Raw genomic sequence first — 14,132 nt, forward strand, 5'->3', positions numbered from 1 at the left:
GATGAGGTGGGAACGTGCGGCCGTTCAGCCGGCGCGCGCCGCGTCGAAGGCTTCGCGCAGCACGGCCAGCGAGCCGACGTGGTTGGCCAGCACGAGCACGAGCCGTGCGTTGAAGGCGTGGCTTTCCTCGGTGGAAAGCCCCTGGTGGGCCTCGATGAGTGCCTCGTAGAAATCGTCGGGCGCTTCGAGGTTCGGCGTGGTGATCAGTTGCGGTTGCATCGGGGTCATGCCTTTGCCAGTGCGTGGTCGAGGGCGGCGCGGAGCTTCGCCGCCGTGGGGTGGCGCCAGCGTGCGCACACGTGCTGGTCGGGCCGCAGCAGGTAGACGGTACCGGGGTGCGCGTCGTAGCGCTGCGTGGCGAGTTCGGCGTCGGCGCCGGTGCCTTCCACGCGCACCACATGCAGCGCGAGGTCGCTGCTTTTCAGCGCCTGCAGGCTGCGCTCGGCGGCGTCGCCGGTGCCGAACACCAGCGCGGTGAAGCGCGCCACATGGCATTCGCGCAGCAGCCAGCCGGTGCTGCCGTCGGCGCGCCGCACGGGCGCGTCGGCCGCGGCGGCGCCGGGCACCATCGCGCCGGCGAAGGTGTCGGCGTCGGCGTCGGGCGTGTTGAGCGGCGAGTCGCGCAGCACCGTGGCCACCGACAGCCGCCCGCTGTTGACCAGCGAGCGTGCGAAGGCGTGGCGCTTGGTCAGTTCGAGCACCGCGTCGCGGAAGAGGCGGCTCACCTCGCTCTTGGGCGTGATGAAGTCGGTGGCGCGCGTGGAGTTGCGGATGTTCTCGTCGGCCGCGAATTCGCGTTCGCTGGCGTAGCTGTCGAGCAGCGCGTCGGGCGCGTCGCCGGCCAGCACGGCCGCGAGCTTCCAGGCGAGGTTGTCGGCGTCCTGCACGCCCGAGTTGGCACCGCGCGCGCCGAAGGGCGACACGCCGTGCGCCGAGTCGCCCGCGAACAGCACGCGGCCGTGGCGGAAGCGCTCCATGCGCTGGCAGGCGAAGGTGTAGACGCTGGCCCAGCCGATCTGGAACTGCACGCCTTCGAAGCCGATGCTGTCCAGCAGCGCGCGCACGCGCGGCGTGATGCGCTCGGGCTTGCGCTCTTCCACCGGGTCGGCGTCCCAGCCGAGCTGGAAGTCGACACGCCACATGCCGTCGGCCTGCTTGTGCAGCAGCACGCTCTGGCCGGGGTGGAACGAGGGGTCGAACCAGAAGCGGCGCTCGGTCGGCAGCTGCGCGTCCATCGTGATGTCGGCGATCAGGAAGCGGTCGCGGAACACGCGGCCCTTGGCTTCCTGCCCCAGCATCTGGCGCAGGTTGGAGCGCGAGCCGTCGCAGGCGGCCACGTAGCCAGCGGCCAGTTCGTAGTTGCCTTCAGGCGTCTCGATGGTGAGCATCGCGCCGTCATCGCGCTGCTCGATGCCGATCACCTTGTTGTTCCAGCGCAGGTCGATCAGCGGCAGCGCCGCGGCGCGTTCGACGAGGTAGCCCTCGACGTAGTACTGCTGCAGGTTGATGAAGGCCGGGCGCTCGTGGCCGGGCTCGGGCAGCAGGTCGAAGCGGTAGACCTGCTCGTCATGGAAGAACACCTTGCCGACGTTCCACGACACGCCCTTGTCCACCATGCGGTCGCCGCAGCCGAGGCGGTCGAACACCTCGAGCGTGCGCTTGGCAAAGCAGATCGCGCGCGACCCGCTGGACAGGCTGTTGTCGTTGTCGAGCAGAACCACAGGAATCTGCCGCAGGGCGAGGTCGATGGCGAGCGTGAGGCCCACCGGGCCGGCGCCCACGACCACCACGGGGTGGCGGGCGGGCGCGGCGGCGTCCTGGTCGGCGTGGCGGGTGTAGTCGAAGCGCAGGCTTTGATAGTCGATCACGTGATGTCTCCGTGTCCTTGTCGTTTCCGTCGCCTTCCCCGCGCGGGGGAAGGTCGCGGCGCGATCAGCCTTCCAGGGCCTTCCACATGTCGATGTCGCGCTGGGCCGTCCACACGCGCGGGTCGGCGTGGCCCGAGGCCTCGTCGTAGGCGCGGCTCACGTCGAAGGGCATGCAGTGGTCGAAGATGACCCACTGCTGGTATTTGGGCTGCAGCTTCGCGTAGGTTTCCTTGTAGACCGCGTTCAGGTCGCGGCCGGCCTTCACGCCTTCCTGCACGCTGGCGTACACGTCGGAGATGAAGGCGCGCGTGCCGTTCAGGCCCTCGGCCACGGCCTCGGGCGTGGTCAGCGCGGCGCCGCGGCCCGGCACCAGGGCCAGGGGCTTCAGGGCGGCGATGTTGTCCAGCGTCTGCGGCCAGTCCTGGAAGTAGGCGTCGCCGGCGTACGGCGTGGCGCCGAACTCGACCAGGTCGCCCGACAGCAGCGCGCGCTCCTGCGGCAGCCAGACGACCGTGTCGCCCTTGGTGTGGCCGCGGCCCAACTGCAGCAGCTGCACTTCGAGCTTGCCCAGCCACAGCGTCATCTTGCCGGTGAAGGTCATGGTGGGCCAGGTCAGGCCCGGGGGCACGGTCTCGACGTTCTGGAACAGGCGCGGGAAGCGGCCGATTTCGCTGGCCTTGTCTTCCTCGCCGCGCTCGACGATCAGGTCGCGCGTGTCCTGGCTGGCCAGGATGTGTTCGGCGCCGTAGCCCGCCGCGCCCAGCACGCGCACCGCGTGGTAGTGCGTGAGCACCACGTACTTGATGGGCTTGTCGGTCACTTCGCGGATGCGGCGCACCACGTCGGCGGCCATGGCGGGCGTGGCCTGGGTGTCGGCCACCAGCACGCAGTCGTCGCCGATGATGATCCCGGTGTTGGGGTCGCCCTCGGCCGTGTAGGCCCAGGCGTGCTCCGAGATCTGGCTGAAGGTGATCTTCTTTTCTTCCAGGTCGGCCTGGCTGGCGAATTTCTTGGCTTGGCTCATCGTGTGTCTCCGGTGGGGTGGTTTTGGGATTCGCCTGATTCGTTTAAGGCGAACGAGTTTGCAGATAACGAATGCGCGGAGTGTAAGCCCGAGATCAGTTCATGTCTAATGCCTTCTTCATGAACGAACAACCAGACGGCAAGGCGGCCATGGCAGCGACTGACACCGACCGCGCCCAGCGCGGCATCCAGAGCATCGAAGTCGGCGGGCAGCTGCTGCGCGCGCTGGTGCACCACGGCCGCCCGATGGCGCTCAAAGACCTTGCCCGCGAAGCGGACATGACGGCCGCCAAGGCCCACCCGTACATGGTGAGCTTCGGCCGGCTGGGCCTCATCGAGCAGGACCGCGCCAGCGGCCACTATCTGCTCGGCCCGCTGGCCTTGCAACTGGGGCTGATCAGCCTGCAGCAGGCCGACCCGGTGCACATCGCCACGCCGCTGATCGGCCAGCTCGCGCAGCAGATCGGCCACACCGTGGCGCTGGCCGTGTGGGGCGCGCGCGGCGCGACCATCGTGCGCACGGCCGAGTCGCCCTCGCCGGTGCACGTGAACATGCGCCACGGCACGGTGTTCTCGCTCACCAACACGGCCTCGGGCCGCGTCTTTGCCGCCTACCTCGACCCGGCGGTGGTGCGCGCGCAGCTCGAGGACGAGCGCCAGCGCCAGAAGCAGCGCAAGGGCGCCGCCGAGCCCGCGCCGCCGGCCGGCATGCCGCCGGTGCAGCCGCTGCCCTCGTGGAGCGACTTCGAGCGCCAGTGCCAGGAAGTGCGCAACCACGGCATCAGCCGCTCCGACGGCGAGGTGATCGAGGGCGTGAGCGCCATGGCCGCGCCCGTGTTCGACCACACCGGCGCCATCGTGCTGGCCGTGACCGCCATCGGCCCGGCCGGCATCTTCCACACCGCCTGGGACGGCGAGATCGCGCGCGCGCTCAAGGCCTGCGCGGGCACGGTGTCGCAACGCCTGGGGGCGAGCGCCACCGGCGCCGTGGTTCCCTCCGTCTCCGATCGATGACCCTGTTTTCTTCCGCCTTGTCTTCTTTATCTTCTTCCGACGACCTCGCGCTGCGCATCGACCGCACCGTGGCGCTGCTGCGCGGTGCGCGGCGCATCGTGGTCTTCTCGGGCGCGGGCTTGTCCAAGGCCTCGGGCATCCCGACCTACCGCGACGCCGACGGCCTGTGGATGAGCCAGAACGCGCTCAAGTTCTCGCATGCCGACGACCTCGCGCGTGACCCGGGCGGCTTCACGAAGTTCTGGGCCCAGCGCCTGTCGCTGATCGAGACCGCGTCGCCCAACCCCGGCCACCTCGCGCTCGCACAGCTGCAGCGGCTGCGCCCCGCGACCCGGCTCATCACGCAGAACGTCGACGGCCTGCTCGGCAAGGCCGGCGGTCAGGACGTGCTGGAACTGCACGGCTCGCTGCGCCGCTGGCGCTGCGACCACTGCGGCAACCGCAGCGGCCCCTGGCCCTTCCACCGCTGCCTGCGCTGCGGCTCGCACGCACGGCCCGACGTGGTCATGTTCGGCGAGATGCTGAACGCCGGCGTGCTGCTCGACGCGCAGGTGGCGGCGCAGGAGTCCGACCTGTTCCTGGTGGTCGGCAGCACCACCATCGTCTACCCGGCGGCCGAACTGCCCAAGCTGGCGATGGCGCGGGGTGCGCGGCTGGTCACGCTGAACATCGAGCCGCTGCCGCACCTGGACGATGCGGCGGCGGTGGTGTTGCGGGGGGCGTCGGAAGACCTGCTGCCGAAGTTGGTCGCCGGCATGGCGGGCGACTGAAGCGCTAGCCGGCCCGCATCTTCTCGCGCAGCACGCGCCAGCGCGCGAGGCTCTCGGCAGGCCAGTAGTCCTTGCGGTCGTAGTACTCGTGTACCGCCGCTGCGCCGGGCGGCAGCACCACCCACGGCTGCTTGGACATCGTGAAGATGTGCAGGTCCGGCGGCAGCCGGTCGGGCGTGTCGAGCGTGCCCACGCGGATGAAGCTCACGGCGTCGCCGGCGCCGGCGTAGTGGCTCCACAGCGCGACGTGGCAAGTTGGGCAGCGTGCGTAGGTCTGGCCGCGTCCGCTGGCAGACGGCGTGAGCACCCGATCGACCGTGCCCTGCAGCATCTGCACGTGCTCCGGTTCGATCAGCGCATTGAGCGCGAAGGACGAGCCCGTCTCGCGCTGGCACCAGCGGCAGTGGCAGCAGTGCACGAAGAGCGGCGGGGCGTTCAGGCGGTAGCGCACCTGCCGGCAGGTGCAGCCGCCTTCCAGCGGCACGAAGGCGTCGGCCATGGCAGTGGTCGGCGGGCGCTCAGCCCTTCTTGCCACCCAGCAGCACCAGCGCGCCGCCCACCACGATCGCCGCCACGCCGGCCCAGGCCGGGATGTTGACGGTCTGTTTTTCCTTCACCGAGAACTCCAGCGGGCCCAGCTTGGCCTGATGGGTTTCCTTGGTGAAGCTGAAGCCGCCCAGGCCGAGCCCGGCGATGCCGGCGACGACCAGCAGGATGCCGACGATGCGCGTTGCGTTCATGGGACGGGTCTCCTCAGGGTGGGTTGGAATGAAAAGCCGTTCAGCGCCGTGGCGCCGCCGCACGCGGCTGCGGCGGGTCTTGCTGCTGCAGCTGGTCGACCCATTGCACGACCTCGGCCATGGCCGCGTCGCTCGCCGCGACCAGCGCCTTCACGCCGCCGGGCGCATCGGCGCTGGCGGCGGGGCGGCGCACGGTGAAGGTGCGCTGGCCCATCACGCGGTCGCCGCCAGTGGCGGTGCGGACCAGCGTGGCGCGCAGGCGCACCAGGCCCGTGCTGCTCGCGGGCGCGTCGAAGTAGTGGCTGAACTCGTCGAGCGAGATGCGCAGCGTGTCGGGCACGATGCCCTCGGTGCGCGCGAGCGTCGCGCTTTCTTCGGGGCCGAGCACGGTGCGGCGCTCGGCCAGCGTGTCGCGCAGCCGCTGGCGCAGCAGTTGCGCGGGCGGCAGGCTCCAGCGCGACTGGCCGTAAGGGCGCAGTTCATTGGCGTCGGCGTAGCCCAGGCGGTACAGGATCTGCGTGCCGTCCAGGCGCGTGTTGCTGTCGAACTCCGCGAGGGACAGCGCCGGCAGCGCGGTGGCCGGCGCGGCAGCGGCGGCAGGTGCGGCGGCCGAAAGACCGGGGCCGAAGTCGTACAGCGTGGCGCGCGCCGGCTTGTCGGGCAGCATGCCGCAGCCGGCGACCAGCAGCACACAGCCGAGGCTGGCGAGGGCGGGGAGGGTGTTCTTCATGCGCATGGTTGGTCTGCTCCCGGTCAGTGGCGTGCGGCGGGTGCGACGAAGCCGGGCTCGCCCGGGCCCGCGGCGGCGCCGCCATTGCCGAACAACAGCGATTGCGGGTTGTCGTTGATGCTGTCGGCCGCGCGGCCCAGGCGGCGCACCGCGTGCGCGGTGTCGTCGGCCACGCGGTTCACGCGCGGCAGGGTGGCGGCGTTGAACGAGTCGACCGCCTGCGCCAGCGCCTTGGTGCCCTCGCTCAGGCGCTCGACCGGGCCGTCGGGTGCGTTGAGCCGGCCCACGGTGGAGTTGAAGTTGTTGGCCACGCGCGAGACATCGCCGGCCGCCTTCTTCACCGTCGACAGCGTCTCGGGCATGGCGGCCAGCGTCGGGTTCAGGCCGGTCTTGACGGTGTTGTCGAGCTGCTTGAGCAGCGTGTTGGCGCTGGCCGAGGCGGCCGCGATGTTCTCCAGCGCGTCGGCCACGCGCTTCTGGTTGGCGTCGGCCAGCAGCGCGTTGGCGCGCTTGGTCACTTCTTCCACCTGGTCGATGATTTCCTCGCCGCGGTCCTGCAGCTTCGCGAGCATCGAGGGCTTGAGCGGAATGCGCGGCGGGTTGTCGTTGTTCGGCTTGAGCGCGACGGTCGATTCGCCCTCGTCGTCCAGCGCGATGAAGGCCAGGCCGGTCACGCCCTGGTAGCTCAGCGTGGCAAAGCTGGAGGTGGTGAGCGGCACGCGCTCGTCGACCGTGATGCGCACGCGCACGTTGCCCTTGGTCTTCGGGTCGAAGTCGATCGAGGTCACCTTGCCGACCGAGATGCCGCGGTAGCGCACCTGGGCCTGCGGCTGCAGGCCGCTCACGGCGTCGCGGGTGGAGAGTTCGTACACGTTGCGCACGGTGTTGTCGCGCGTGAACCAGACCACCAGCGCGACGAGCGCGGCGATCAGGCCGAGCACGAAGGCGCCGGCGGCGAGGGCATGGGCCTTGTTTTCCATGAGGGGACCTACCTTTCTTCAGCGCGCGCGGCCTCGGGCCGCGGCGCGGATGGTTGTGTGCCGGTGGCGGGCTTGTCGTGCAGCGCCTCCAGGGCGCGCTGGCCGCGCCCGCCGAGAAAGTATTCGTGGATGAAGGGATGCGGGTAGGCGATGACTTCACGCGCCGTGCCGCTCACGATCACCTTCTGGTCGGCCAGCACCGCGATGCGGGTGCTCAGGTCGAACAGGGTGTCCAGGTCGTGCGTGACCATCACGACCGTCAGGCCCAGCTCGCGGTGCAGGCCGCGCAGCAGGTCGCAGAAACTGTCCGACGCTTCGGGGTCGAGGCCGGCCGTGGGCTCGTCCAGCAGCAGCAGCGGCGGGTCCATGATGAGCGCGCGCGCGAGCGCCACGCGCTTGATCATGCCGCCCGACAGGTCCGACGGGCTCTTGTTCGCATGCTGCGGCTCCAGCCCCACCATCTGCAGCTTCACGAGCGCGGCGTTGCGGATCAGCTCGTCGGGCAGCAGCTTGAGTTCGCGCAGCGGAAAGGCGATGTTCTCCAGCACGCTGAAGGCCGAGAACAGCGCACCGTGCTGGAACAGCATGCCCACGTTGGCCGCGCCGGCCGCGCTGAGTTCGCCCGGCGCCCGGCCCAGCACCTCGACTGCGCCCTTCGTGGGCTTCTGCAGCCCGAGGATCTGCCGCAGCAGCACCGTCTTGCCGGTGCCCGAGCCGCCGACCAGCGACAGCACCTCGCCGCGGTCAAGGTGCAGGTCGAGGTCGCGGTGCACCACCTGTTCGCCATCGGGGCTCTTGAACACGGTCCAGAGCTTGCGGATGTCGACCACGGTGTTCGACGGGGATGTCGCGGCGGCGTTCATCCGCGGAATCCTATGCCCTTGAAGAGCACTGCGAAGAGCGCATCGACCAGGATCACGGCGGTGATCGAGGTCACGACCGACGACGTGGTGCCGCGCCCCAGGCTCTCGGTGTTGGGTTTGACCTTCATGCCGAAGTAGCAGCCGATCAGCGCGATCAGCACGCCGAACACCGCCGACTTGGCCAGGGCCAGCCAGAGGTTGGAGATGGGCACCGCGCGCGGCAATGCCGACAGGAAATACGACGGCGAGATGCCCAGCGCCGCATCGGCCGCGAGCATGCCGCCGGCCAGCGCCGCCATCGAGGTCCACAGGCTGATCAGCGGCATCGCGATGGCCAGTGCCAGCACGCGCGGCATCACGAGACGGAAGCCGTGCGGGATGCCCATCACGCGCATGGCGTCGAGTTCTTCGGTGACCCGCATCACGCCGATCTGCGCCGTGATCGCCGAGCCCGAGCGGCCCGCGATCAGCACGGCGGCCAGCACCGGCCCGAGCTCGCGGATCAGCGACAGCCCGAGGATGTTCACCACGAAGGCCTCGGCGCCGTAGTTGCGCAGCTGCTGGGAGATCAGGTACGCCAGCACCACGCCGATCAAGAGGCCGACCAGCGCCGTGATGTGCAGCGCCGTGGCGCCGAACTGATAGAGGTGGCCCGAGAAGTCGCGCCACGGCGCGCGGTGCGGCGCGCGCGCCAGCGTGCACAGGTCGAGCGCGAGCTGGCCGATCAGGCCGACGAAGTCGCGCAGCACGACCATCGCGCGCGGGCCGTGGTGGGCCAGTGCGTGCAGCCGGTCGCTCAGCGACTTGGGCGGCTCGTCGGGCGTGGCCACCGTGAACTTCGCCACCTGGTCGAGCACCGCCTGGTGCTGCGGCGACAGCTCGATCGTGGCCGGCCAGGCCTGGCGCCAGTGCTCCCACAGCAGCTGGGCGCCGATGTGGTCGAGCTGGCCGATGGGGCGCAGGTCCCAGGCCCGGTCGTCCGCGGGCGGCAGCGCCGCGAGGTCTTTGGCCAGCGCCTCCCAGGCCGGGCGCGTCGACATCGCCAGCGTGGTCCAGCAACCGCTGGCCACGGCCCAGGTGCGGCCGTCCACGTCCTGCGTCTGCGCGCGCGGCGGCGCGAAGGCGTCGTCGGTGGCGGGGGCGTCAGCGGGCGACGGGGTGGGCGACATGGGCAAAGGTGCGGGACAAAACGTAAACAAAGGTCCAAGCGAGAGCGCGCATCGTAACCGCGTGCATCCGGGGCTTGTGTGCGTCTGGCCCTTCGTTTGCGTAGGGCCAGACGCCGTTTTTTTCAGCCAATCTTCAGCTCCAGGCCCGGGCCAGCGCATCCCAGGCGCTGGCGATCACCGGCTCGTCGCGCCGCGCGGCCAGCGAGACGAAACGCAGCGCGCAATCCAGCCGCACGCGGTCGGCCAGCACGAGGCCGTGGGCCTGGCTTTCGCGGATGGCGATCGAGTCGCGCACCAGGCTCAGGCCCACGCCCGATTTCAGCAGGTCGAGCATCGAGGCCTCCTGGTCGACCAGCGCCACGCGCCGGGGCGCCAGGCCGAGCGGGCCGAACACGCGTTCCAGCAGACGGTGGTGCGCCGACTCGGGCGGCGTGGCCAGCCAGGGCAGGGCGGCCAGCGCCTTCCAGTCGCGCCCCAGCACCTGCGGGCCCCAGCCGGCCGGCGCGACCACGCGGTAGCTGAAGCGGGTGAGGGTGCGCACCGCCAGCGGCGCCGGGGCGGCGGCGTCGGGTGCGTCGTCCGGATTGCCCGGGTCGAGGTGAAAGCCCACGTCGAGCTCGCCGCGCAGCACCTGCGCCAGCACGCTGCCGCTCATGCCGTGGCGCAGCTCGGTCTCGATCTGCGGCGCGGCCTCGACCAGCTCGCGCAGGAACACGCCCAGCCGCGTGAACTCGGGGTCGAGGATGGTGCCGATGCGCAGCGCCCCGCGCACCGTGACCTGCAGGTTGCGCGCGGCCTGCTGCAGGTCGCCCACGGCCGCCAGCACGCGCTCGGCCTGCGGCAGCATGGCCGCGCCGTCGGCCGTGAGCGCCAGCCCGTGCGGCGTGCGGGTGAACAGCACCAGCCCGGTTTCTTCCGCGAAACGCTTGAGCTGCAGGCTCACTGCGGGCTGCGTCAGGTGCAGCTTCTCGGCGGCGCGCGAGACGTTGCCCTCGCGCGCCGCCAGGATGAAGGCGCGCAGAATCTGGAGGTCCATCGATGACGTAGCCATATAAGACTGATTTATAGCGCCATCGACGCGAATTCATTGGCTTTCTCTTCGTGGATTGGGCCAAATTGCCTTCAGGAGACCCGCACATGTCCATCAGCACCCGAAATATCGACCACCACATCGCCGGCGCCCCCGCCGCCAACACCTCCGGCCGCACGCAGGACGTGACCAACCCCGCCACCGGTGCCGTCACCGGCAAGGTCGGCCTGGCCGACGCCGCGCAGGTGGGGGCCGCCGTGGCCGCTGCCCAAGCCGCGTTCCCGGCCTGGGCCGACACGCCGCCGATCCGCCGGGCGCGCGTGATGTTCAAGTTCCTCGAGTTGCTCAACCAGCACAAGGACGAGCTCGCCCACCTCATCACCGCCGAGCACGGCAAGGTGTTCACCGACGCACAGGGCGAAGTGAGCCGCGGCATCGACATCGTCGAGTTCGCCTGCGGCATTCCGCAGCTGCTCAAGGGCGACTTCACCGACCAGGTGAGCACCGGCATCGACAACTGGACGCTGCGCCAGCCGCTGGGCGTTGTGGCCGGCATCACGCCCTTCAACTTCCCGGTGATGGTGCCGATGTGGATGTTCCCGGTGGCCATCGCCGCGGGCAACACCTTCGTGCTCAAGCCCAGCCCGACCGACCCGAGCCCGTCGCTGCTGATGGCCGAGCTGCTCAAGAAGGCCGGCCTGCCCGACGGCGTGTTCAACGTGGTGCAGGGTGACAAGGCCGCGGTCGACGCGCTGCTGGAGCACCCCGACGTCAAGGCCGTGAGCTTCGTGGGCTCCACGCCCATCGCCAACTACATCTACGAGACCGGCGCACGCCACGGCAAGCGCGTGCAGGCGCTGGGCGGCGCGAAGAACCACATGGTCGTCATGCCCGACGCCGACATCGACCAGGCGGTCGATGCGCTGATCGGCGCCGGTTACGGCTCGGCCGGCGAGCGCTGCATGGCGATCAGCGTCGCGGTGCTGGTGGGCGACGTGGCCGACCGCCTGCTGCCCAAGCTCATCGAGCGCACGAAGACGCTGAAGGTGCTCAACGGCGAGAACCTCGCGGCCGAGATGGGCCCGATCGTCACGCGTGCCGCGCACGAGCGCATCACCGGCTACATCGCGCAGGGCGAGAAGGAAGGCGCGAAGCTGCTGGTCGACGGCCGCAGCTTCGACGGCAACAAGGCGGGCGAAGGCTGCGGCGACGGCTTCTGGATGGGCGGCACGCTGTTCGACCACGTCACGCCCGAGATGCGCATCTACAAGGAGGAGATCTTCGGCCCCGTGCTGGGCTGCCTGCGCGTCGCGACCTTCAAGGAAGCCGTCGACCTCATCAACGCGCACGAGTTCGGCAACGGCGTGAGCTGCTTCACGCGCGACGGCAACGTGGCGCGCGAGTTCGGCCGCCGCATCCAGGTCGGCATGGTCGGCATCAACGTGCCGATCCCGGTGCCGATGGCCTGGCACGGCTTCGGCGGCTGGAAGAAGAGCCTGTTCGGCGACATGCACGCGTATGGCGAAGAGGGCGTGCGCTTCTATACGAAGCAGAAGTCGATCATGCAGCGCTGGCCCGAGAGCATCGGCAAGGGCGCCGAGTTCGTGATGCCGACAGCGAAGTAAAGGTAAAAGGGGGCGCCGCACGTGCGGCGCTTCGCATCCGAAGAACAACGAGAGACAAAAAGCCAGCCGCCATGAGCGACACCACCTTCGACTACATCATCATCGGCGCCGGCACCGCCGGCTCGCTCATCGCCAACCGGCTGAGCGCCGACAAGACCAAGCGTGTGCTGCTCATCGAGGCCGGCCGCAAGGACGACTACCACTGGATCCACATTCCGGTGGGCTACCTGTACTGCATCGGCAACCCGCGCACCGACTGGCTCTACAACACCGAGCCCGATGCGGGCCTGAACGGCCGCACGCTGCGCTATCCGCGCGGCAAGACGCTGGGCGGCTGCTCCAGCATCAACGGCATGATCTACATGCGCGGCCAGTCGCGCGATTACGAACACTGGGCTGAACTCACGAGCGACGAAGGCTGGCGCTGGGAGAACGTGCTGCCGGCCTTTCGCAAGCACGAAGACTTCTACCTCGGCGCCGACGAGATGCACGGCGCGGGCGGCGAATGGCGTGTCGAGAAACAGCGGCTGCGCTGGGACATCCTCGATGCCTTTGCCGACGCGGCCGTGCAGGCCGGCGTGCCGCACACCGCCGACTTCAACCGCGGCAGCAACGAAGGCGTGGGCTACTTCCAGGTCAACCAGAAGAACGGCTGGCGCTGGAACACCGCCAAGGCCTTCCTGCGGCCGACCTGCTACGGCCGCCCCAACTTCGAACTGTGGACCGGCGCGCAGGTGTCGCGCTTGCTGTTCGAGACGCTGCCCGACGGCACGAAACGCTGCACCGGCGCGCAGGTGTGGGACGGCACCGAGATGACCACCGCGCACGCCGAGTGCGAAGTGATCCTGAGCGCGGGCGCCATCGGCTCGCCGCAGATCCTGCAGCTGTCGGGCGTCGGCCCGGCCGAGCTGCTGCGCCAGCACGGCATCGACGTGGCGCTGGACGCGCCCGGCGTCGGCGCCAACCTGCAGGACCACCTGCAGATCCGCGCGGTCTACAAGATCGAAGGCGCGCCCACGCTCAACGTGCTGGCCTCGTCGCTGGTCGGCAAGGCGAAGATCGGCCTCGAATACCTGCTCAAGCGCAGCGGCCCGATGAGCATGGCGCCGTCGCAGCTCGGCGCCTTCACGCGCAGCTCGCCCGACCGCGCGTGGCCCAACATCCAGTACCACGTGCAGCCGCTGTCGCTCGACGCCTTCGGCGAGCCGCTGCACAGTTTCCCGGCCTTCACCGCGAGCGTGTGCAACCTGAACCCGACGAGCCGGGGCTCGGTGCGCATCAAGAGCGCGCGTTTCGAAGATGCGCCCGCCATCGCGCCCAACTACCTGAGCACCGAGGAAGACCGCAAGGTGGCGGCCGATTCGCTGCGCGTGACGCGCCGCATCGCGCAGCAGCCCGCGCTCGCGAAGTACAAGCCGCAGGAGTGGAAGCCCGGCGTGCAGTACCAGACCGACGACGACCTCGCGCGGCTGGCCGGCGACATCGCCACCACCATCTTCCACCCGGTCGGCACCACCAAGATGGGCGCCGACGGCGACCCGATGGCGGTGCTTGATGCGCGCCTGCGCGTGCGCGGCGTGCGCGGCCTGCGCGTGGTCGATGCGGGCGCGATGCCCACCATCACGAGTGGCAACACCAACAGCCCGACGTTGATGATGGCGGAGAAGGCGGCGGGCTGGATCCTGGAAGACAACCGCAACCGCTGAGCCGGCTCAGCGGCGCGGCTTGGCGCGGCTCTTGTTGTCAGCTTCCAGGCGCGCCTTCGCGCCTTCGAGCATGAGGTCCACGCCGACCTCGAACATCGCATCGGGGCCGGCCTTGCGGTAGCTGGCGAAGGCCTCGGCCAAGAGCGGGCGCGAGGCCGCGGCGGCATCGAGCGCCTGCTGCCGGATTTCCGCATCGGGCGGTGCCGCCTGCTCCTCCAGCCCACGGCGCAGGGCTGGCCGGCGCCGTGCGCTATCTGCAGTGTCTGCCGGTGATGCTGTGCAGGTCGCCTGCGGCGGGTGGCTAACTGTCGAAGAATGCCAGCTTGCGTGCCCGCGGCAGCGCCTTGAGCGCGATCTCCGCCCGCAGCGCGGCGCCCTTGTCGGGGTACTGGCGCGCCGCCAGCACGCGCTGCGGTGGACGCGCGCGCGTGAACTTGGCGCCCATCCCGAAGACATGCTGGAAGAAGCGCTGCTCCACGTCGAGCGCGATGCCCGCGTAGTACACGCCGCCTTCGCATTCCAGCAGGTAGAGCCAATAGGGTGGGGGCGGCGAGGGATCGGGCGGTTTTCGGGGCACGCGCGCATTGTGCGGGCAGGCGCTTATCGTGCGTCGA

Annotated in this window: 16 protein-coding genes; 4 read left to right on the forward strand and 12 right to left on the reverse strand. The window is 69.9% G+C overall.

What is annotated here, in order from left to right:
• Window positions 1-24: 24 nt before the first annotated feature.
• From ACAM42_RS01705 to ACAM42_RS01715, 3 genes are all read right to left on the reverse strand, one after another.
• Window positions 25-219: a DUF2783 domain-containing protein gene (locus ACAM42_RS01705; protein ID WP_062472729.1), complete on the reverse strand. Its 195-nt coding sequence runs from the start codon at window positions 217-219 to the stop codon at window positions 25-27.
• A 5-nt stretch (window positions 220-224) separates the two neighbouring features.
• Window positions 225-1,868, reverse strand: coding sequence for an FAD-dependent oxidoreductase (locus tag ACAM42_RS01710; protein WP_369630924.1), 1,644 nt, complete (start codon window positions 1,866-1,868; stop codon window positions 225-227).
• 64 nt (window positions 1,869-1,932) lie between these two features.
• Complete coding sequence (locus tag ACAM42_RS01715) at window positions 1,933-2,892, reverse strand: MBL fold metallo-hydrolase (protein ID WP_062472733.1); 960 nt, start codon at window positions 2,890-2,892, stop codon at window positions 1,933-1,935.
• 149 nt (window positions 2,893-3,041) lie between these two features.
• Between ACAM42_RS01715 and ACAM42_RS01720 the strand changes: the two genes are divergently transcribed.
• The gene (locus ACAM42_RS01720; protein ID WP_369632706.1) at window positions 3,042-3,905 is read left to right on the forward strand and encodes an IclR family transcriptional regulator; all 864 of its coding nucleotides are present in this window, start codon (window positions 3,042-3,044) and stop codon (window positions 3,903-3,905) included.
• Window positions 3,902-4,675, forward strand: coding sequence for an NAD-dependent deacetylase (locus tag ACAM42_RS01725; protein WP_369630925.1), 774 nt, complete (start codon window positions 3,902-3,904; stop codon window positions 4,673-4,675). Before ACAM42_RS01720 ends, ACAM42_RS01725 begins: the two co-directional genes overlap by 4 nt.
• A gap of 4 nt (window positions 4,676-4,679) precedes the next feature.
• Here the strand turns inward: ACAM42_RS01725 and ACAM42_RS01730 are convergent, their stop codons facing one another.
• The 7 genes from ACAM42_RS01730 to ACAM42_RS01760 form a co-directional block, all read right to left on the reverse strand.
• Window positions 4,680-5,174 (reverse strand): GFA family protein, encoded by a 495-nt coding sequence (locus tag ACAM42_RS01730; RefSeq protein ID WP_369630926.1) that lies wholly within the window; start codon window positions 5,172-5,174, stop codon window positions 4,680-4,682.
• Window positions 5,175-5,193: 19 nt separating this feature from the next.
• Window positions 5,194-5,415, reverse strand: coding sequence for a hypothetical protein (locus ACAM42_RS01735; RefSeq protein ID WP_062472741.1), 222 nt, complete (start codon window positions 5,413-5,415; stop codon window positions 5,194-5,196).
• A gap of 40 nt (window positions 5,416-5,455) precedes the next feature.
• Window positions 5,456-6,145, reverse strand: a complete 690-nt coding sequence (locus ACAM42_RS01740) for an ABC-type transport auxiliary lipoprotein family protein (protein ID WP_369630927.1) — start codon at window positions 6,143-6,145, stop codon at window positions 5,456-5,458.
• Window positions 6,146-6,168: 23 nt separating this feature from the next.
• Window positions 6,169-7,125, reverse strand: a complete 957-nt coding sequence (locus ACAM42_RS01745) for an MlaD family protein (protein WP_369630928.1) — start codon at window positions 7,123-7,125, stop codon at window positions 6,169-6,171.
• An 8-nt stretch (window positions 7,126-7,133) separates the two neighbouring features.
• A complete protein-coding gene (locus tag ACAM42_RS01750) occupies window positions 7,134-7,988 on the reverse strand; it encodes an ABC transporter ATP-binding protein (protein ID WP_369630929.1) in 855 nt (284 codons plus the stop codon).
• Window positions 7,985-9,157, reverse strand: coding sequence for an ABC transporter permease (locus ACAM42_RS01755; protein ID WP_070063474.1), 1,173 nt, complete (start codon window positions 9,155-9,157; stop codon window positions 7,985-7,987). The genes ACAM42_RS01750 and ACAM42_RS01755 overlap by 4 nt, the downstream gene beginning before the upstream one ends.
• Before the next feature lie 133 nt (window positions 9,158-9,290).
• The gene (locus ACAM42_RS01760) at window positions 9,291-10,208 is read right to left on the reverse strand and encodes a LysR family transcriptional regulator (protein WP_369630930.1); all 918 of its coding nucleotides are present in this window, start codon (window positions 10,206-10,208) and stop codon (window positions 9,291-9,293) included.
• A gap of 86 nt (window positions 10,209-10,294) precedes the next feature.
• Here ACAM42_RS01760 and ACAM42_RS01765 point away from each other — a divergent pair, with 86 nt between their 5' ends.
• Both ACAM42_RS01765 and ACAM42_RS01770 read left to right on the forward strand, forming a co-directional pair.
• Window positions 10,295-11,812, forward strand: coding sequence for a CoA-acylating methylmalonate-semialdehyde dehydrogenase (locus ACAM42_RS01765; RefSeq protein WP_307589450.1), 1,518 nt, complete (start codon window positions 10,295-10,297; stop codon window positions 11,810-11,812).
• Between the two features lie 71 nt (window positions 11,813-11,883).
• Window positions 11,884-13,518, forward strand: a complete 1,635-nt coding sequence (locus ACAM42_RS01770) for a GMC family oxidoreductase (RefSeq protein ID WP_369630931.1) — start codon at window positions 11,884-11,886, stop codon at window positions 13,516-13,518.
• 6 nt (window positions 13,519-13,524) lie between these two features.
• Here the strand turns inward: ACAM42_RS01770 and ACAM42_RS01775 are convergent, their stop codons facing one another.
• Together ACAM42_RS01775 and ACAM42_RS01780 are read right to left on the reverse strand one after the other, a co-directional pair.
• A complete protein-coding gene (locus tag ACAM42_RS01775) occupies window positions 13,525-13,659 on the reverse strand; it encodes a hypothetical protein (RefSeq protein ID WP_369630932.1) in 135 nt (44 codons plus the stop codon).
• Between the two features lie 160 nt (window positions 13,660-13,819).
• Entirely contained in the window at window positions 13,820-14,095 is a 276-nt protein-coding gene (locus ACAM42_RS01780; RefSeq protein WP_369630933.1) for a GIY-YIG nuclease family protein, read from the reverse strand.
• Between the last annotated feature and the right edge of the window lie 37 nt (window positions 14,096-14,132).

Origin of the sequence: Variovorax sp. V35, assembly GCF_041154465.1 — a bacterium.
Lineage (GTDB): Bacteria > Pseudomonadota > Gammaproteobacteria > Burkholderiales > Burkholderiaceae_C > Variovorax > Variovorax boronicumulans.